This is a genomic window from Erwinia sp. ErVv1 (assembly GCF_900068895.1).
GTDB lineage: Bacteria > Pseudomonadota > Gammaproteobacteria > Enterobacterales > Enterobacteriaceae > Erwinia.
This window is the reverse complement of sequence record NZ_CDPK01000001.1, coordinates 169,413-190,230: the sequence shown is the minus strand read 5'-3', so window position 1 is coordinate 190,230 and position 20,818 is coordinate 169,413. Positions and strand designations below refer to the sequence as shown.

General features: G+C 57.9%; 11 protein-coding genes. 9 read left to right on the top strand and 2 right to left on the bottom strand.

Annotated features, from left to right (window positions below):
• The first annotated feature begins 7 nt into the window (after window positions 1-7).
• The 6 genes from A1830_RS00810 to A1830_RS00785 all read left to right on the top strand — a co-directional run bounded on the left by A1830_RS00810 (window position 8) and on the right by A1830_RS00785 (window position 10,753).
• Complete coding sequence (locus tag A1830_RS00810; RefSeq protein ID WP_067700718.1) at window positions 8-3,808, top strand: cellulose biosynthesis protein BcsC; 3,801 nt, start codon at window positions 8-10, stop codon at window positions 3,806-3,808.
• Window positions 3,809-3,810: 2 nt separating this feature from the next.
• Window positions 3,811-4,278 carry a cellulose biosynthesis protein BcsD gene (gene bcsD, locus A1830_RS00805; RefSeq protein ID WP_067700317.1) on the top strand — a complete coding sequence of 156 codons (468 nt, stop codon included), beginning with the start codon at window positions 3,811-3,813 and terminating at the stop codon, window positions 4,276-4,278.
• Between the two features lie 11 nt (window positions 4,279-4,289).
• A complete protein-coding gene (locus tag A1830_RS00800) occupies window positions 4,290-5,288 on the top strand; it encodes a glycosyl hydrolase family 8 (RefSeq protein ID WP_067700314.1) in 999 nt (332 codons plus the stop codon).
• 140 nt (window positions 5,289-5,428) lie between these two features.
• Window positions 5,429-7,423: a biofilm formation regulator HmsP gene (gene hmsP, locus A1830_RS00795; protein WP_067700311.1), complete on the top strand. Its 1,995-nt coding sequence runs from the start codon at window positions 5,429-5,431 to the stop codon at window positions 7,421-7,423.
• 300 nt (window positions 7,424-7,723) lie between these two features.
• Window positions 7,724-9,010, top strand: a complete 1,287-nt coding sequence (locus tag A1830_RS00790; RefSeq protein WP_067700308.1) for a dicarboxylate/amino acid:cation symporter — start codon at window positions 7,724-7,726, stop codon at window positions 9,008-9,010.
• A gap of 246 nt (window positions 9,011-9,256) precedes the next feature.
• Window positions 9,257-10,753, top strand: a complete 1,497-nt coding sequence (locus A1830_RS00785; RefSeq protein WP_067700305.1) for a M16 family metallopeptidase — start codon at window positions 9,257-9,259, stop codon at window positions 10,751-10,753.
• Window positions 10,754-10,829: 76 nt separating this feature from the next.
• On the opposite strand, the gene A1830_RS00780 is transcribed toward A1830_RS00785, so the two are convergent.
• On the bottom strand, window positions 10,830-11,711 hold the full coding sequence (locus A1830_RS00780; RefSeq protein WP_067700302.1) for an alpha/beta hydrolase: 882 nt from the start codon (window positions 11,709-11,711) through the stop codon (window positions 10,830-10,832).
• Between the two features lie 504 nt (window positions 11,712-12,215).
• Between A1830_RS00780 and A1830_RS00775 the strand changes: the two genes are divergently transcribed.
• Both A1830_RS00775 and A1830_RS00770 read left to right on the top strand, forming a co-directional pair.
• Entirely contained in the window at window positions 12,216-13,472 is a 1,257-nt protein-coding gene (locus A1830_RS00775) for an alginate lyase family protein (protein WP_067700299.1), read from the top strand.
• A 108-nt stretch (window positions 13,473-13,580) separates the two neighbouring features.
• The gene (locus A1830_RS00770) at window positions 13,581-15,647 is read left to right on the top strand and encodes an AsmA family protein (RefSeq protein WP_067700296.1); all 2,067 of its coding nucleotides are present in this window, start codon (window positions 13,581-13,583) and stop codon (window positions 15,645-15,647) included.
• Window positions 15,648-15,742: 95 nt separating this feature from the next.
• Here A1830_RS00770 and A1830_RS00765 read toward each other — a convergent pair whose 3' ends face one another.
• A complete protein-coding gene (locus A1830_RS00765; RefSeq protein ID WP_067700292.1) occupies window positions 15,743-17,071 on the bottom strand; it encodes an MFS transporter in 1,329 nt (442 codons plus the stop codon).
• Window positions 17,072-18,052: 981 nt separating this feature from the next.
• Here A1830_RS00765 and mgtA point away from each other — a divergent pair.
• Complete coding sequence (mgtA, locus tag A1830_RS00760; RefSeq protein ID WP_067700289.1) at window positions 18,053-20,737, top strand: magnesium-translocating P-type ATPase; 2,685 nt, start codon at window positions 18,053-18,055, stop codon at window positions 20,735-20,737.
• Window positions 20,738-20,818 lie beyond the last annotated feature (81 nt).

Here is a 20,818-nt window from a genome sequence, read left to right as displayed (position 1 = left end):
GACGATGATGAAAATAAAAACGCTCTCCGCCCTGTGCCAGCGCTGGGTGCCTGGCCTGACCCTGGCGGCCTCCGCGCTGGTCTTTCCCGCGCTGGCCGCGGAGGCGAATCCGGCCATTCAGGCGCTTTTCGATCAGGCCAACTACTGGCATCAGAAAGCCCATGACGAGCTGGCGCGCGATGCGCTGAACAAAGTCCTGATGGTCGATGCATCTAACAGCCAGGCGATCTATCTGATGGCGCTCTGGGCGCAGCAGAGCGGCGATGAAGCCGCCGCGGCGAGGTGGCGTGCGCGTCTCAGCCAGCTTTCACCACAGGACGCCCGGCTCGCCGAGCTCGACAGCGCGCGCCAGCTGCGTGCTATTCCGGCGGCGGAGCTTACCCTGGCCCGTCAGCAGGCGCGCAGCGGCAACATCGCCGCGTCGTTACAAACCTGGCGTAACACCTTTAGCGGTAGCGAACCCCCCGCCAGCGTGGCTGCCGAGTATTATCTGACCATGGCGGGCGACCGCACGCTGCTGCCGCAGGCGGTGGATCACCTGCGCCAGTTTGCGGCTCAGCACCCTCAGGATACCGGGGCGAAGCTGGCGTTGGGTAAGGCCCTGACTTACCAGGAATCAACCCGGCGCGAAGGCCTTCAGCTGCTGGAAGGCATGGCTGACGGCAATGCGGATGCGGATCGTTCGCTGCGTCAGGCGCTGCTGTGGCTCGGCCCACAGCCGGAGGATGCGGCGCTCTATCAGCACTATCAGCAGCGTCATCCGCAGGACCGCGCGGTCGCCGATCGCTTCCGTAATGGCGTGGGAGGCGCCGAAAAAGGCGAGGGCTTTACCGCCCTGAACAGCGGTAACGTCACCGAGGCGCAGAGTGATTTTAATCGCGTCCTGCAAACCAATCCGCAGGATGCCGATGCGCTGGCGGGGCTGGGCTATGTTGCCCAGCGCAGCGGCAACTATGCGGCAGCGGCAGATTACCTCGATCGTGCGGCTAAGCAGGGGGGCGAAAGCAGCCAGCAGCGACAGCAGCAGGCGGATGATGCCCGTTTCTACGGTCAGCTGGCGCAGGCTCAGCAGGCGATGAAGGACGGTAACAGCGATCGGGCGCTGAGCCTGAGTGAACCCCTGACCCAGGCCGAAGGCGCGAAAGGCATCGCGGCTAAGCTGTTCCGCGCCGACGTACAGCGCCGCAGCAACCAGCCTGCGGCGGCAGAGCAGACCTACCGTGCGGTGCTGCAAAGCGATGCGGATAACCGCCCGGCGAAGGAGGGACTGTTTTACGTGCTGCGCCAACAGAATCGCAGCGCGGAAGCCAGTACGCTGCTGGCGTCGCTGCCGGACAGCGTTCGTGCCAGCGTGACGCCGCATTCCGGCGCAACCAGCGATCCTGTTCGTCGGCAGGCGAAGCAGGCCCTGGCGGCGGGAAATCCTCAGCAGGCGATTACCCTCCTCCAGCAGGGGATGGCGCGCTTTCCGGCCGACGCCTGGCTGCGCCTCGACCTGGCGCGAATTTACCAGCAGCAGGGCAATACGGCGCTGGCCTCCGGCGTGATGCAGTCTTCGTTCCGCCCGGGCGCCAGCGACAGCGATATCTATGCCGGTGCGCTGTTTGCCAGCGAAAACGGTGCCTGGCAGCAGGCCCAGTCGCTGCTGGCGCGCCTGCCCGCCCGGGCGCAGACCCGCGAAACCCGTCTGCTTTCCCGCCGGGTCAACTTTAATCTGCAAATGGCGGTTGCCCGGCAGTATCTGGCACAGGGGGCCAGTGTCGCTGCCGCCAATACGCTTAAAGCGCTGGCGGTCAACCCGCCGGAAAGCCCGGTCGATGCCGGAAATCTGGCGCAGGGGCTGGCCGCTGCCGGGGATCTGACCACGGCGATCGCCGTGGTGCGAAACAACATGCAGCGCGGCGTGCAGGGCAACGCGGGAGATTACGCCGCCCAGGTGGCGGTGCTGAATCAGGCGGGGCTGACGGAAGAAGCCGGACGGTTTCTCAACAGCCCGGAACTCCAGTCGCGCAGTACCCCTACTCAGCTGGCCAGTATTCAAAATGGCTATCTCATCAACGAGGCCGACCGCCTGCGTAATCAGGGGCAGTACGCGGCCGCATACGACAAGCTGATTGGTGCACTACAGCACGACCCGCAAAATGTTGATCTGATGTTTGCCATGGGTCGTCTTTATCAGTCCGGCAAGATGAACAAAGAAGCGGGCGTGGTTTATGACTATCTGATGACCCGCGATACGCCGGCTCAGGACGCGCGCGTAGGCGCGATCAACGTGGCCCTAACCAGCCACGATCTGCCGAAAGCGAAGAGGCTGATTGGCGGATTGCGCGGTGAGCAGACGCCGGATCGGCTGTTGCTGATGGCGCGCGTGGCGGAGGCCGATGGCGATCACCAGCAGGCGCTGGCTTATCTGCGCACCGCGCGCGGCAAGCTGACCGGCATTCAGGGTGCCGAAACCGGCACCACGCCGGTGATTGGCGGCATGGCGCTGGCGGATAATCCCTTTATCAACCGCACCACCACATCCCCGCGCCGCTCGCCTTCCACCTATGGCACGGTGATGCCGTGGCAGCAGGCCCCGGCAAACGATCAGGCTGCCGCGCAGACGGCGGACGTGGCAACCTCTCCACAGGATCAAACGCTGCATCAGGTGGATACCCTGATTGATGACCTGGAGACGCGAACCGGCAGCTGGATCCAGGGCGGTATGCAGGTTCGGGGACGCGATGGCGAATCCGGCCTGAGCAAGCTGACCGAGGCGAAAGCGCCGCTCACCTGGTCAACGGTGCCCTATGGGGATACGCGCTTCGACTTCACCCTGACGCCGGTCACGCTGAGCGCGGGCAGCGCGTCGGGGACCTCGGTTGCGCGCTTCGGTACCGGGGCGCTGGAGCAGGGCCGTATTGCCGCGCAAAACAACGTTGCTCCGGGCACGGTGAATCTGGACTCCCCTGGTTCGCAGAACGCCTCCGGCGTCGAGGTAAATCTGGGGCTGACCAACGATAATTTCAAAATCGATCTTGGCTCCACGCCGCTGGGGCAGGATCTGAGCACGCTGGTGGGCGGCATTCAGTGGTCGCCTAAACTGACGGATTACCTGACGCTGATCCTGACCGGTGAACGCCGCGCGGTCACCGACAGCCTGCTCTCCTACGTTGGCGTGGAGGACAAGCTGAGCGGCAAACGCTGGGGGCGGGTCACCAAAAACGGCGGTAACGCCCTGCTGAGCTATGATAACGGCGATGCCGGCTTTTACGTTGGTGCCGGGGGCTATAGCTACCTGGGTGAGAACGTTGAGAGTAACCAGAGCATTCTGGGTCAGGCGGGCGCTTACGTCAGGCCCTTCCACGACGACAGCAGCGAGCTGAAAACCGGTATCAGCATGAGCTGGATGGACTTCTCAAAAAACCTCAGCTACTACAGCTACGGGCAGGGCGGCTACTTCAGCCCGCAGGACTTTGTGGCGGTATCCTTCCCGGTGGACTGGAGTAAAAGCTACGAGGATATGAAAGTCAGAATAGGCGGCTCGGTGGGCTACCAGTCCTACTCTGAAGATCGCAGCGCCTATTTCCCGACCGATTCAGCAAAGCAGGCCGAACTTGAAAGCTACGCCAATGCGGGTTACGCCACGGAGGCCTGGTATCAGGGCAGCAGCAAAAACGGCATCGGCTATAATCTTCATGCTGGTGCGGATTATAAGGTAAATAAAGACGTTACTATTGGCGGCCAGCTTGGCTACGACACCTTTGGTAACTATAACGAAAGCACTGCACAACTCTATTTCCGCTATATGCTCGGGGAAAAATAAGCATGAGTGAACCGACCGACCGCACCCTGGATTACTACCGGCAGCAGCAGTATCAGCCGGGCTGGTTTGATCTGCTGAGCGTGATCATTAACGGCATGCTGCGTAATGCTGGTGAACGTGAAAGTCATGCCTTTCTGCTGCAAATGGGGGACAACCTGGCCACCCGCTACCCCCTGGGCACTGCGCAGACCGTGGCGGATCTGGAACAGCAGATTAATCAGGTGCTGGCACGCTTTAACTGGGGCTTTGTCGAGGTAGAGCCACGGGAGACGGCCATTGTGATTTGTCACATGGCGCTGCCGCCGGGCGATGACCAGTTTGATGCGCGCCAGTGGCAACAGGCGCTGGGGGCGGTACTGACCGGGCTATATGGTCGCTGGCTACAGGAACAGGGCGGTGCCCCAACGGTGCCGGTGGTATGCGAAGCGACGGATGCCGACGCCACGCTTAATTTTCGCTACCAGCGTTGAGGGTGATAATAATGAAGCTGCTGAGAACGAGCCTCATTCTACTGCTGCTGGCCATTGGCTGTGCGCAGGCCAGCGCGGCTGACGGCTGGAGTACTTTTAAAACGCGCTTTATGACCAGCGACGGGCGCATACAGGACACGGGAAACAATAACGTCAGCCATACCGAAGGGCAGGGATATGCCATGCTGATGGCGGTGTGGTACAACGATCGCAGCAGCTTCGACGGCCTGTGGCGCTGGACCCAGCAGCATCTGAAAAATCCGCAAAACGGACTGTTTTACTGGAAATACACGCCAGATTCGGCCAGGCCGATTGCGGATAGCAATAACGCCTCGGATGGCGACGTGCTGATAGCCTGGGCGCTGCTCAAAGCAGGGCAGAAGTGGCATAACAAAGCTTATCTGGACGCTTCGGACCAGATCCAGCGCGCCATTATCAGCCATAATGTTGTCACCTTTGGCGGCTATACGGTTATGCTGCCCGGCTCGCAGGGCTTCAATAAAACCAGCTATGTGGTGCTCAATCCCTCCTATTTTCTGTTTCCGGCCTGGCGTGACTTTGCCAGCCGCAGCCACCTGAAAGTGTGGGACAACCTGATCGACAGCGGCATGAGCCTGCTGTCTAAAATGCGCTTTGGTGAGACCGACCTGCCCGTGGACTGGGTGGCGCTAAACGCTGATGGTACGGTCGCCCCGGCAACGGACTGGCCTCCGCGCTTTAGCTATGATGCCATTCGCATTCCACTGTATCTGTACTGGTACGACTCGCAAAGCCTTCAGCTGGTGCCGTTCCAGCGCTTCTGGATGAACTTTTCCCGCCTGCAAACCCCGGCGTGGATTGACGTAATGAGCAACAGCCGGGCGCCCTACGCCATGGCAGGTGGCCTGCTGGCGGTACGGGACCTGACGCTGAACGAGACGGGTAATATCAGCGATCGGCTGGATAACAGCGAAGACTACTACTCGGCAAGCCTGCATCTGCTGGCCTGGCTGGCGATGAAAGATCGTTGAGTCGCCCGCCTTTTTCCTCGGAAAACACCTAATCCACCGGATGAAGTCAGGGAGAACTTAACAAGCGGCCGTCATACGATATACTCAGGACAGTTTTTACCGCCCGTCCGGGGCGGCATCCAGGATGTCGGAGAACAGGCTTGCGCGTCAGTCGGTCATTAACGATAAAACAGATGGCGACGGTATCGGGAGTCTCGATCGTCACCATCTCAATTTTTATCGTCATTCAGCTTTTCCATTTTGTGCAGCAGCGCAGGGTTGACTATGCCCAGCAGATGGAAAATATCGCCCACACCGTTCGCCAGCCGCTGTCGCAGGCGGTACTGAAGGCGGATATCCGTCAGGCCGGCGTCATTCTTGATTCGCTGAAGCCCGCGGGGGTGCTTGCCCGTGCGGAAGTGGTGTTACCTAACGGCCTGCACGTACTGCATACCGACTTTGCAGCGGAAAAGCCGGTTCCCCCTCTCATCGCCAAACTGTTTGAACTGCCGGTTCAGATTACCGTGCCGCTCTATTCCGTCGAGCCCGCTAACCCAAAACCGCTGGCGATGCTTCGGCTGCGCGCCGACTCCTGGCGCGTCTATCAGTTTATCCTCAGCGCCCTCTCGACGCTGGTAACCACCTATCTGCTGCTGGCGCTGACGCTTTCTGTCGCCCTGAGCTGGTGCATCAATAAGCTGATTGTTCGTCCACTGCGCAGAATAGCCAACGAGCTGCATGAGCTGCCCGCCCAGGATATTCTCGCCCATCGGTTGGCGCTGCCGCCCCGTCATCGGGACGACGAACTGGGGATGCTTATCCGCAGCTATAACTATAACCAGCAGGTTACGGCCTCGGCGCACACTGAGATGAGCAGGCAGACGACGCGATTTTCCCTGACTAACCTGCCTAACAAGGCGTTGTTCCTTGCGCTACTTGAAGAGCATCTGCAATCCGTCGCCGATGATGAGGTCTTTACGGTTATCGTGGTGCGGATAGAAACGCTTCAGGACGCGAACGGCGTGGTCACGGACGAACAGCGGGATGCGCTGCTCCTGACGCTGCTGGAGAAAATGCGTCAGTGCATTGATGAGCAGACGGTGCTGGGACAGCTCTCACTGAGTGATTTTGTGCTATTAGCGAAGCGGGCGAATAACCCCTTCCGGGCAATCCGGCTGGCGCGCCTGCTGCTGATGCGGCTGAACCAGCCGGTGGCGATCCAGCATCTCTCGCTGCGCCCGAATATCAGCGTCGGTATGACCCAGCAGGCAGAAACGCCGCTGACCGCTCAGGACTTCCTCAGTCGCGCCGCATCGGCGATGATGTCAGCCCGACATCAGGGGAAAAACCAAATCCTGTTTTTTGAGCCGAAGATGACCGAGCGGGCACATAAGCGCCTGACGCAGGAGCACGATATTTTGCAGGGGCTGGACGAGGGACAGTTCGCCCTCTATCTCCAGCCGCAGATCGATATGCGTAGCGGCGCGGTGGTTGGCGCAGAAGCGCTGCTGCGTATGCGCCAGCCGGACGGCAGCTGGTCGCTGCCCGAAGAGCTGATCGTGAATGCGGAAGAGATTGGCGTGATTGGTGCGCTGGGCCGCTGGGTACTTGAGGAGTCCTGCCGGGTGCTGGCCGCCTGGCAGAAGCGCGGTATTGACCTGGCGCTCAGCGTGAATATTTCTGCCACTCAGCTGCGCGAGCGCGATATGGTGGCGCATTTACAGGGGCTTATTCAGCGCCATCGGATTGACGCCGGTAGCCTGATGCTGGAAATTACCGAAACGGCGCAGATTGGCGAGCCCGCGCTGGCGCTGCGGCTGCTCCGCGAGCTACAGCAGGTGGGTATCAGGGTTGCGCTGGACGACTTTGGCATGGGCTACGCGAATCTGAACTGGCTGAGTCAGTTTAAGTCGGTGCCGATCAGCAAGCTCAAAATGGATCGCAGCTTTGTCTGTTCGCTGCCACAGGACGACACCATGGTGCGTATCGTGGCGGCTATCGCCAGCATCATCAAGATTGAGGTGATTGCCGAGGGCGTTGAAACCAGCGGGCAGCGCGACTGGCTGCTGGCGCGCGGCATCCATATCGGTCAGGGCTATCTCTATTCAGAGGCGCTGCCGGTGGCGATTTTCACCGAGCGCTATCTGGCAGGTTAGGTTCAATCCCTTCCGGCAGGGTGTGAAGTATCCCCTGTGGCAGGGTGAGTCGATCCCCCGTGACAGGATGGATTCAATGCTGGCTGACGCATCTCTCAATCCTCTCAGAGTGGCCCGCCACGGTCAGAAAAGGCCTCTCAGCTTTGCTTACGTGATGCAGCTCAAATAATGACATTCAGAGCGGCGGCAAATTGTGTCAACTTATATCAATCCCGTTAACAGGGTGTTATTTTCGCAGAGCATTGTGATTATAACGAAAGCGATTTAACCCGCTGCCACCTGCCGTTAACGGATATTCTTATGAAAACTTCTCTGTTTAAGAGCCTTTATTTCCAGGTATTAACGGCGATCGCCATCGGCGTGTTGCTGGGGCACTTCTACCCCGAGCTGGGTGCCCAGATGAAGCCGTTGGGAGACGGCTTCGTCAAACTGATTAAAATGATTATTGCCCCGGTGATCTTCTGCACCGTGGTTACCGGCATCGCCGGAATGGAAAGCATGAAGGCCGTGGGCCGTACCGGTGCCGTGGCGCTGCTCTATTTTGAAGTGGTCAGCACCATTGCGCTGCTGATCGGGCTGGTGGTAGTGAACGTTTTGCAGCCCGGCGCGGGAATGAACGTAGACCCCGCAACGCTGGATGCCAAAGCAGTTGCAGTCTATGCGCAGCAGGCCGAGCAGCAGGGTGTCGTCGCCTTCCTGATGGATATCATCCCGGGCAGCGTTATTGGGGCCTTCGCCAGCGGCAACATCCTCCAGGTACTGCTGTTTGCCATTCTGTTTGGCTTCGCCCTGCACCGTCTGGGCGACAAAGGCACGCTGGTCTTTAACTTTATTGAGGGATTTTCCCAGGCGATCTTCGGCATTATCAATATGATCATGCGCCTGGCCCCGATCGGTGCTTTCGGCGCGATGGCCTTTACCATCGGTAAATATGGCGTCGGTTCACTGGTGCAGCTGGGCCAGCTGATCCTCTGCTTCTATCTGACCTGCATCCTGTTTGTGGTGGTGGTGCTGGGGCTGATTGCCCGCGCGGTCGGCTTCAATATCTTCAGGTTCATTGCCTATATCAAAGAGGAACTGCTGATCGTACTGGGCACGTCCTCTTCTGAATCCGCGCTGCCGCGCATGCTGGATAAAATGGAAAAGCTGGGCTGTAAAAAGTCCGTCGTCGGGCTGGTCATTCCGACCGGCTACTCGTTCAACCTCGACGGTACCTCTATTTATCTGACGATGGCGGCGGTATTTATTGCTCAGGCGACCAACGCGCATATGGATATCATGCACCAAATCACGCTTCTGGTGGTGCTGCTGCTCTCGTCAAAAGGGGCCGCAGGGGTGACCGGCAGCGGGTTTATCGTGCTGGCTGCCACCCTTTCAGCCGTCGGGCATCTGCCGGTGGCGGGGCTGGCGCTGATTCTGGGTATTGACCGTTTTATGTCGGAAGCGCGCGCGCTAACCAATCTCGTCGGCAACGGCGTGGCGACCCTGGTGGTGGCAAAATGGGTTGGACAGCTGGATGAGCAACAGCTCAAAGCGACGTTAACCGCCTCTAAAAAGGGAAAAAAGTTGCCGGAAACCACGCTTTAATTCGCTAAATCGCTAAATATTCCCCAAAATGCCCGTCGCGACTTGCCCTCGCAGCGGGCATTTGCATAATAACCTGCATATCTTTTTAAGATTTTTCACTCAAAAATGCGACATCCTCGCCTCGTCGCGGTCTAAAAAGCTGCTTCGTTTTAAAAACAGCGGTTTTACAGAGTTATCCATCCTTGTGATAACCACAGGCCGCAGATTGTTAGTCATTTTTGGGTTTGTGATTGATTAGGGGTTCACATGCAGGGCACCAGAATTCGTCTTTTGGTTGGCGGGATACTGCTGGCCGTCGCCAGCATCACTGCGCAGGCTGAAACGCTCCAACCCGATCCTGCCTGGCAGCAGGGAAAGCTTGATAACGGGTTTAGCTGGCAGGTTCTGACCACGCCGCAGCGGCCGAGTGACCGCATCGAAGTGCGTTTGATTGTTAATACCGGATCGCTGGTTGAAAATACCGAACAGGCTGGCTTCAGCCATTTACTTCCGCGTCTTGCGCTTGTGCACAATGCGAAGCTCGACCCTGCCCAGCAGCGCGCGCTCTGGCAGCAGGCCATCGATTCTGAACATCCTCAGCCGCCCGCCGTCACGTCTTATGATTTTACGATCTACTCCCTGAGCCTGCCGAACAACAGGCCGGAGCTGCTGAAAGAAGCCATGAACTGGCTGGCGGCAACCGGGGGAAATATGACGATTAACGAGCAGACGGTGAACACTGCCCTCCAGGCTGACGATCCCGGCGCCAGCTGGCCTACCGATCCGCGCGATCCCTGGTGGCGCTACCGCCTGAAGGGATCGGTGCTGCTGGGTCACGATCCGTCGGCGGAAACGCGAACGCCGGTCGATCCCGACAAGCTTAATGCCTTCTACAAGCAGTGGTATACGCCGGATGCCATGACGCTGCTGGTGGTGGGTAACGTCGACAGCCGTGCTCTGGTCGAGCAGATTGGTAAGACGTTCTCCCCACTCAGCGGTAAGCGTGATGTTCCTTCACCGATGCCCACGCTCTCCCCTCTGGCGCAGAAGCCGATCAATCTGGCGGGTAACAACACCCTCGGCCAGGATCGCCTGTCACTGGTGTGGGATACCGCCTGGCAGCCTATCCGGGACTCGCAGAATTTGCTGCGCTACTGGCAAAGCGACCTCGCTCGCGAGGCGCTTTTCTGGCACGTGCAGAAGATGCTCGCCGATAATAAAGCGCAAAAAGCCCAGGTGGGGTTTGACTGCCGCGTATTTTATCAGCGCGCCCAGTGTGCCATTAATATGGAAACGGATAACGCCGCGCTGGGAAGCAACCTGACGTTGATTGCTCGTGAGATGGCGAATATTCGCGACAACGGCCTGCCGCAGGATGAGTTTGATGCACTGATGGCGCAGAAGACGGCTGAACTGAATAAGCTGTTCGCCACCTATGCGCGAACCGGCACTGACGTGCTGATTAGTCAGCGGCTGCGCTCGCAGCAAAATGCGGTGGTGGACATTGCGCCTGAGCAGTATCAAAAGCTGCGTCAGAGCTTTCTGGCAGGTTTGACGCTGCCGATGATGAATCAGGAACTGCGCCAGCAGCTTTCACAGGAACCGACGCTGGTGCTGATGCAGCCGCAGGGAGAAGTGGAAAATAACGTTGCCGGGCTACAGGATATTTGGCATAAAATCATGACCCCAATGCAGGCGACGCCATCGGGCGGCATTGAGGATACCCGTCCTGCGGTTTCCGATATCCCCCCCGCGCAGAACTAAGGCTTAAGGGCGGCGACAGGCCGCCCTTATTACGTCAGTCGCGGCCTAATTACGTCAGTCGCCGCTTAGCCACCTCTTACCAGCTTCGCGCGCGCAGCCATTCGTTCACCAGCATTGGCCAGCTGGCCAGCGGCAGGTCGGCGACGTTACGGATGCCGAAGCCGTGCCCGCCTTTTTCGTAAAAATGCAGTTCGCAGCTGACGTGGTGTTCACGCAGCGCGCTGAACATTACCATACTGTTATTGACCGGCACTGATTCGTCGTTAACCGCGTGTATCAGCAGCGTTTGTGGCGTTTGCGCCGTGACGCGCGTCTCCAGTGAATAAGCGTCGATCTCCCGTTGGGTAGGGTGCTCGCCTAACAGCCTCAGCCGCGAACCCTTATGTGCCAGCCCCTCACGCATACTAATAACCGGATAAACCAGCACCAGCGCGTCAGGCTTCGCCGCCAGCGAATCGGCGATATCCTGTACCGGATAGAGTTTTTCGCTAAAGCGGGTCCCTGCGCTGGCGGCGACGTAGCCCCCGGCAGAAAAGCCCATCATCACGATACGCTTACCGTTCAGACCGCGAGCCGCCCGGTGGCGCAGCACCCGAACGGCACGCTGGGCATCCGCCAGCGGGGCGTCTGCGGCTTCATGATGGCCATCCTGAGGAAGACGATAGGTCATCACCGCCAGCGTATAGCCCATCGCCGTAAAGAACATCGCCAGCGCGCTGCCCTCTTTATCAATCATAATACGCTCGAAGCCCCCGCCCGGCGCGACCAGCAGGGTCACGCCGTTGTCGCTCTTCTCCTCGGGATACCAGAACGCCAGTTCCGGGCAGCGCACGCCGCTGGCGGCACGATCGAAAGGCTCATATTCTCGCGCCAGGTCAATAATCTGCGGTTGCGCCCGTGAATCGCTGGCGCCGGGTGCATCACCCTGCGGCCAGATATTTATAATTTCAGTTCTCATGGGCGCTCCTGATTTATATTATTTGCAAAGGTGAGCCGCGAAGAAAAACGGGGCAGCAGGTCATATCGAATGGCTGAAACATTGCCCGTTTATTAATAAAGCGTCCAGTTAAACAAAGGCGGGAATAGCCAGTTTCAGACTTATACCCAGGTATAATCGGAGGCGGATTTTCCTCGCTTAATCAGGGTGGCATTCACGCGCGAATAACGCTAATCAATGTCTGATAAGTCGAATGATAAATTAATAAATATGCCCGGGCAGGTTTGTTGCTGGCAGTAGAGTTAATCTGCTTTACGGATTCAGCGTAATATATTTCCTTCACGCAAATTAACAGGTATTACCCTGTGTCGATCAAGCGGAAATAACGAATATGGCGAATTGCCCCGCGGCTACTTTTTTCCGCTCTTTATCCATCCGCTTACCATTTTCAACTGGCCCGCTCAGCGGTAGAGTGAACCTCTTGAACCTGAACCTGAACCTGAACCTGAACTGGAGAGCAGCCAAATGGGTCGACTTGTAACGGTTACATTGGCACTCCTGCTGGTTTGCCTCTGCGCCCGGGCGCAGCAACCTGCCTTTATGGATATGCGCGTGCTGGCAGAGGTAAAGGCACAGCTTCAGACCCACCGCGCCTCTGCGCAGACGCAGCTGGCATGGGAAGAGCTTCAGCGTCAGGCTGACCGGGCACTGGACGCTCCGCTCATGAGCGTAACGGAAAAGGGGCAGGTGCCGCTGGGCGGCACCAGGCATGACTATCTCAGCATTAGCGCGTATTGGTGGCCGGATCCGCATAATCCGCAGGGGCGCTGGATACGACGCGATGGGGAAATTAACCCTGCCAGCAAAAATAACCAGTCGGATGGTGTAAGGCTGGCCGCGTTTACCGCCCGTCTGCAATCCCTTACCCTGGCATGGTACTTCTCCGGACAGCCCCGCTATGCGCAGAAAGCCCTTGAGCTGATGCGACACTGGTTTATTGAACCGGAAAGCCGGATGAACCCCAACCTGAACTGGGCGCAGGGCGTTCCGGGTATGGCGACGGGACGGTCGACGGGGATTCTGGACGGTCGCTACTTCGCCACGCGGGTGGTCGACTCGCTGATCCTCCTGCGACAGGCGCCTGGCTGGCATGAGTCTGATGAACAGCAGATGCAGGCGTGGATGACGGACTATCTGGGCTGGTTACAAAACAGCCCGCAGGGAAAACGCGAGGCCCGGGCAAAAAATAACCATGGCAGCTGGTACAACGTTCAGGTGGCGGGGATTGCCTGGTATGTGCGGCAGCCCGCCACCGTTCGTGCACAGGTTACAGCGGCACGGGCGCGAATGGATCACCAGATTCTGGCGGATGGGACTCAACCTTTGGAGCTGGCCCGTACGCGCTCTTTTCACTACAGTATATTCAATCTCCAGGCATTGGTCGCACTGGCCACGCTGGCGGACAAAAGCAGCGCGGATGATCTATGGCGGCCAGCGCGGGCGGGCGGCGTCGGTATCCTGACCGCGCTCGACTTTATGGCCCCCTGGACCGACGATAACCGGGTCTGGCCTTACCCATCGCGCGATCGCATTAGCGCCCGGCTCATCCCGCTCCTTTCGCAGGCGGACAATCATCTGCACAGTCTGCGCTATCGGCGCGATATCGAAAAGGCTACCTTTACGCCGGGACAGACTGATAGCGGGCATGCGCAGCGCGGCGCGCTAATCAGCGCCCGGCGTGATACCTGGCTGCTGGCGCTTCCTGATTTTAGCCCGCATTAATGTGACCGCGTTCGCAGGCTAAAACCTTGCTAATCAACCCTGTCGGGTGCCGTTTCCTGTTCTCTGGACTATCTTTAGTGAAAGCCGAAGCGAGCAAGGAGACCAGGTATGTCGCGTACGGGAAAAATAATTAGCTGGATTGTCGGAATAGTGCTGTTACTGGTTGTGGTGATTGTGGTGATCATCGCCCTGTTTGACTGGAACCGACTTAAGCCCACCATAAACCAGAAAGTTTCAACCGAGCTGAACCGGCCCTTTGCCATACGCGGCGATCTGGGCGTCAACTGGGCGCGTAATCGGGAAGAGCATGGCTGGCGCAGCTGGGTTCCCTGGCCGCAGGTACACGCGGAAGATATTATGTTGGGTAACCCGGCAAACATACCTGAAGTCACCATGGTGCACCTGAATCGGGTGGATGCCACGCTCTCGCCGCTTGCGCTGTTAGGCAAGGAGATTTACCTTCCCTGGATCCGCCTGACCCAGCCGGATGCCAGGCTGCTCCAGACCGCTGACCATAAAAATAACTGGACCTTTAATCTGGCCAGCAGTGAGAATGCAGACCCGAACCAGCCTCCCTCTGCCTGGACATTCCGTCTGGATAACATCCTGTTTGATCGTGCACAGATTGCCGTGAAAGATGCTATCAATAAGGCCGATCTCCAGGTGACCGTGAATCCGCTGGGTAAACCCGTGCCTTATGGCCAGGTCGCCGGCAGTAAAGATGATTCCGGCCAGAAGGGCGCATCCGACTTCGTTTTCGGCTGGAAAGCAGACGGAACTTACAACGGCGAAAAGCTTAACGGAGAGGGTAAAATTGGCGGAATGCTCTCGCTGCGCAGTAAAACCAACCCATTCCCGCTACAGGCCGACGTGCGTAACGGCAGTACGCGTGTCCAGGTGGCGGGCACCCTACAGGATCCGCTCAATCTCGGCGGGCTGAATATTCGCCTGCGCTTCTCGGGCGACACGCTGGCTAACCTTTATGGCCTGACCGGGATTGTGCTGCCCGATACGCCTCCTTACGAAACCGATGGTCACCTGATTGCGCATTTCCAGCAAAAAGGCGGCCCGGTGTTCAACTATGAAAACTTCAACGGCCATATTGGCGACAGTGATATCCATGGTTCCATGACCTACACCCAGAGCAAGCCACGGCCCAAACTGGAAGGATCGCTGGAGTCGCGCCAGCTGCGTATGGCCGATCTTGGCCCGCTCATAGGGGTTAACTCCGGCAAGAACAGCAGTAAGACTGAACAGGCTAAGGCGAAGCGGGGCGATGTTTCAAATCAGCCCGCTGACCGCGTACTGCCGCACGACAAGTTTGATACCAAAAGCTGGGGCGTGATGGATGCCGACGTGAAGTTTAGCGGCAAGCGCATTGAACACAGTACCTCGCTGCCGCTAAGCGATCTCTATACCCATCTGGTATTGAAGAACGGCGACCTGCTGCTCGATCCGCTGCGCTTCGGCGTGGCGGGCGGCAGCCTGAACTCCACCATTCATATGGAAGGGAATCATACGCCGATGCGCGCGCGGGCCGATCTGCACGCCCGTAATCTGAAGCTAAAGCAGCTGTTCCCTAAAGTGGCGGCAATGCAGAGCAGTATGGGACAGATGAACGGCGATGCCAGCCTGAGCGGCACCGGCAACTCCGTGGCGGATATTTTGGCGACCAGCAACGGCGATTTGAAAATGCTGATGAACGACGGCGTAATCAGCCGTAGCCTGATGGAAATTGTCGGTCTTAACGTGGGTAACTACGTGGTGGGCAAGCTGTTTGGCGACGACCAGGTACGTATTAACTGCGCCGCAGCCGATCTCAACGTCAGGAACGGACTGGCCACCAGTAAACTCTTTGTTTTCGATACGGAAAACGCAGTAATTAATATTAATGGCACCACCAATTTTGCCAACGAGAGAATGGATCTGTCGATCAATCCGGAGAGTAAAGGGGTGCGCATCGTCACCCTGCGCTCGCCGCTCTACGTACGCGGCACCTTTAAGAAGCCCGACGCCGGGGTAAAAGCTGGCCCGCTGATTGCGCGCGGTGCCGCGGCCGTCGCGCTGGGCGCCGTGGTCGCACCCGCAGCGGCGCTGCTGGCACTGGTCTCGCCCAGCGATAACGAGCAGAACCAGTGTACTAACGTGCTAAAGGAAATGAAAAGTAAGAAATAACCGCAGCGGGCCAGGGACTTAATCTGGCCCGGCTTCAGAAGACACAAAAGCCTGCTCAATGTGTGATTGAGCAGGCTTTTTATTGACCAGGATAATTAGTCGTAGAGCGTTTCGTGGCGCGTCTCTTTGCAGGCCAGCAGGGCAATTAACGTCAGGCAGGCCATTGCCGCAAGATAGATGCCCACTGCGAACAGACCGTAGTTATGCGCCAGCCAGGTGGCGATCCAGGGGGCCACGGAGGCACCCAGAATCGACGACAGATTGTAGGAGAAAGAGGCTCCGGTATAGCGGACTTCCGTGGGAAACAGCTCCGGCAGCAGGGCGCCCATTGGACCAAAGGTCAGCCCCATTACGCTCAGGCCGCACAGCAGGAACGCCATCACCAGCAGCTGGTTGCCGGATCCCAGCATGGACGGGAAAATCAGCGCAAAAAGAATAATCATCAGCGTAATCACAATCATCGTCCTGCGGCGGCCGAAACGATCGGCCAGCAGTCCGGCAATCGGGACCATCACGCCAAAGCCAATCACCGCCACCATCAGCATCCACAGCAGCGTATTGCGGGGGAAACCTAACCCGTTGGGTACCGGGGTGGTGCCGTAAGTCATGGAATAGACAGTCATAATATAGAACAGCGTATAGGTCGCCAGCATAATAAAGGTGCCGAGAACGGTGGCCTTCAGATGCTTTGTCAGCAGCGTACCGATCGGCACCTTAACCTGCTTATGCTCTTTTTTCACCCGGGCAAACACCGGTGATTCATGCAGCGAAACGCGAACGTACAGGCCGACCAGCACCAGAATCGCCGAGAGAATAAAGGGTACGCGCCATCCCCACTGAATAAACTGCGCGTCGGTCAGCAGCCAGGAAAGCAGCAGGAAGGTTCCGTTGGCAAAGAAAAAGCCAATAGGCGCGCCAAGCTGTGGAAAGGAGCCATACAGCGCACGCTTCTTTGCCGGCGCATTTTCCGTCGCCAGCAGCGCCGCGCCGCCCCATTCTCCGCCCAGCCCCAGGCCCTGTCCAAAGCGCGCCAGCGCCAGCAGCAGCGGGGCGAACACCCCGATGGTGTCATAACCTGGCAGCAGGCCAATCACCACGGTTGAGATGCCCATGGTAAGCAGCGAGGCCACCAGCGTGACCTTGCGGCCCACGCGGTCACCAAAGTGACCAAACAGCGCCGAGCCGATTGGACGTGCAATAAAAGCGATGGCAAAGGTCGCCAGCGACTGGAGCGTCGCGGCGGTGGCATCACCCTGTGGGAAGAAGATATGCGGGAAAACGATTACCGCAGCGGTGGCATAAATATAGAAATCAAAGAACTCAATGGCGGTACCAACCAGTGAAGCGATCAGGACTTTACCGCGTGAGTTTACGGGGGCGGCATCGGGTTGGCCGGCGGAAGCAGGTGCGATAGAGGCTTGCATAGCAGTTTCTTATTTTTAAGACGTGTTACAGAATTTTACGCACTGCAACGGCCTCGTTCAATGCCGAAAAGCCCGCTGGGCAGGGCGTTGCCCGCTGAAAAGTGAATTGTTCGCATGTGGGAATATTTGCTGGCTGATATCAGGGTGAAACCTCTTTTTGCTGGCGGTAACCACTGTAAAACGGACAATAAAGAGTGCAGGCGTCGCTGCACAGACGCGATCGGGTAGGGGACGCGTTAGGAGGAAAGTCGCAGTGAGAAACGGATGGAAGGGTTAGCACAGGTTAAAACCGGGTTGTGAGTGGCATAAATAACGCGCTGGTTGATAAATCGTTTAAACAAATCCTGATGGTTAGTTACCGGATGTTATTAGGTAATCCATTGTTAGTTAAACTTTTTTTAAGAAATAACCTCTGGTTTTCGGTCCGGATATTTCCAGTTTACTTCTGTTCAGGCCGGGCTTATAGTGGCGGCGAATTTCACAATGGAGTCAAAAATTGGACAGTCACCCTTTAGGTTATACGCGCTAAGGTAAGCCAACTCCGTTGTTTGCTTGCCGACCGTCGGCGGGCAATGTTTCACCTCCTCTCAGAGCTGTCGCATCCCCGAAATAACCTTTTTTGTACTGGCTACGCCGTACAGGAATTACCTGCGCCCAGCCTCGTAATGCCCGCGTACGCAAATTTTTCCTCCAGCCAGAACGTTACTGGCCGCGCCACAGGCTTATTGTCATGTGGCCGACATCGGTAATTATCGCTGCCCGGCAGCTGGCCTGTTATCTCTTTTAGGAGCCTGTGATGAAAGAACCTCCGTCCAGCGATGGGCGAAGAGAGCAGCGTAGCGCCGGGAGGTGGCCTAACCCATAACAACCTCCCCGCCATGACATCGCCTCCTTCGTCCCGATCTTCACGCTTTTAAAACATCCTCACATGCAGGACAGCGTCCCCACGCCTGAATAAAAGAAGAATAAAGGATCTGGCTGATGAAAATGAATAACGCCAAATTAACGCTTGCCCGCGAACTGGCAATTGGCAGCGAGCTAAAACAGAGCCTGGACAACACGCTTGCGCGACTGGGTTCCCAGCGTAACGGCCTGACTCAGGACGATGCCGCAGAGCGGCTGCTGCACTACGGGAAAAATCAGGTCGCTAATGAGAAAGCGCCGCACGCACTGGTGCAGCTTTTTCAGGCCTTCAATAATCCCTTTATCTGGGTTCTGGTCATCCTGGCGGCGGTGAGTTTTGTTACCGACTACCTGCTTCCAGCGCGCCGGGGGGAAGAGACCGACCTGACCGGTGTCAGCATTATGCTGTGCATGGTCATGCTTAGCGGCCTGCTGCGCTTCTGGCAGGAATACCGTACCAATAAAGCGGCGGAGGCACTGAAATCACTGGTGCGCACTACCGCGACCGTGATCCGTCGCAGCGGCATCATGGGCCAGCCCCTGAAGATGGAGATTGCCCTTCAGGATGTGGTGCCTGGCGATATTATTTTTCTCTCCGCTGGCGATATGGTTCCAGCCGATGTGCGCCTGCTGTCGTCCCGCGACCTGTTTGTCAGCCAGGCTGCGCTGAGCGGTGAGGCCATTCCGGTTGAAAAATATGACCCGCTAAGCGCGCGCGCGCAGGAGTCGGGCGCGGCGGACGAAGTGGAGGATAATATCCTGCATGCTCCCGGCATTTGCCTGATGGGAACCAGCGTAGCCAGCGGGACGGCCACTGCCGTTGTGGTGGCAACCGGCGGCCACACCTGGTTTGGCTCCCTGGCGAAGTCAGTGGTGGGAAGCCGGCCCCAGACCGCTTTCGATCGTGGGGTGAACAGCGTCAGCTGGCTGTTGATCCGCTTTATGCTGGTGATGGTGCCTGTCGTTCTGCTGATTAACGGCTTTACCAAAGGAGACTGGACCGATGCGCTGATGTTTGCGCTGGCGGTTGCGGTTGGCCTGACCCCTGAAATGCTGCCGATGATCGTCAGTTCAAATCTGGCTAAAGGAGCGATTGCCCTGTCGCGCCAGAAGGTGGTGGTCAAGCGGCTGAATGCGATTCAGAATTTCGGCGCGATGGATGTCCTTTGTACCGACAAAACCGGCACGCTGACTCAGGACCGCATAATTCTGAGCCAGCACCTCAACGTTCAGGGTCGTGCCGATGAGCAGGTTCTACAGCTGGCGTGGCTGAACAGCCGTCACCAGAGCGGCATTAAGAACCTGATGGACAAGGCGATTCTGCGCTTCAGCGAGGGCAAACTGGCCACCAGCGGACTGTGGCGCTGGCGCAAGGTCGATGAGCTGCCGTTTGATTTTGAACGCCGTCGCCTGTCGGTGGTGGTCGCCGACGAGCGAAATCAGCAGAAGCTGATCTGCAAGGGCGCAGTGGATGAAATGCTGAAGGTGGCGAGCCACTGGCTGGATAACGGCCAGCGCTGCGAGCTGGATGAGGCCGCGCGCCAGCGCTGGTTGCAGCAGGCTGAACATCTGAATCAGCAGGGCTTTCGCGTATTAATTATCGCCGAACGCGATCTGGGAGATTCGCCGCTGCATCTCCCGCTGCACAGGGATGACGAACGCGATCTGACCCTCTGCGGACTGCTGACCTTTCTCGATCCGCCGCGTGAAAGCGCAGGCGAGGCAATTGCAGCACTGATGGAAAACGGCGTTACGGTGAAGGTGCTCACCGGCGATAATGCCGTGATTACCGCGAAAATTTGCCGTGACGTGGGGCTGGAGCCCGGCGAACCGCTGACCGGCGGGGAGATCGATCGTCTTGGTAATGAAGCATTACGGGCAGAAGTTGAATCCCGTACGGTGTTCTGCCGCCTCACGCCGCAGCAGAAATCACGGGTGCTTAAGGCGCTGCAACAGAATGGCCATACGGTGGGATTTCTTGGTGACGGGATTAACGACGCTCCCGCGCTACGTGATGCGGACATCGGTATTTCGGTAGACACCGCGACGGATATCGCCAAAGAGTCAGCCGACATTATTTTGCTGGAAAAGAGCCTGATGGTGCTGGAGCAGGGGGTCATTAAGGGCCGGGAAACCTTCGGCAATATCATCAAATACCTGAACATGACCGCCAGTTCTAACTTCGGCAACGTCTTTTCAGTGCTGGTGGCCAGCGCCTTTATTCCATTCTTACCGATGCTGGCAATTCAGCTGCTGCTGCAGAACCTGCTGTATGACCTGTCCCAGCTGGCGCTGCCGTGGGACAAAATGGACAGGGAGTTTTTACGCAAGCCCCGCAAATGGGATGCGAAGAATATTGGCCGCTTTATGCTGTGGGTGGGGCCCACCTCCTCATTGTTCGACATCACCACCTTTTTGGTGATGTGGCATGTATTTGCTGCGAACAGCGTTGAACATCAGGCCCTGTTCCAGTCCGGCTGGTTTGTGGAAGGGCTGCTGTCACAGACGCTGGTGGTACATATGCTGCGCACGCAGAAAATCCCGTTTATCCAGAGCCGCGCTGCGCTGCCGGTCATGCTGATGACCGGGCTGGTCATGGCGTTGGGTATTTATCTGCCGTTCTCGCCGCTGGGTCATGCCGTTGGCCTGGTGCCGCTGCCCTGGTCTTATTTCCCGTGGCTGGTCGCTACGCTGTTCGGATATTGCATCGTTGCCCAGAGCATAAAACGTATTTATATGCGCCGCTTTGGTCAGTGGTTCTGAAGAGGATTAAAAAATGAAACACAATAACGCGGTAACCGCTATCGTGCTGTTCTTCGTGGGGCTGATGATACTCTCCAGCGG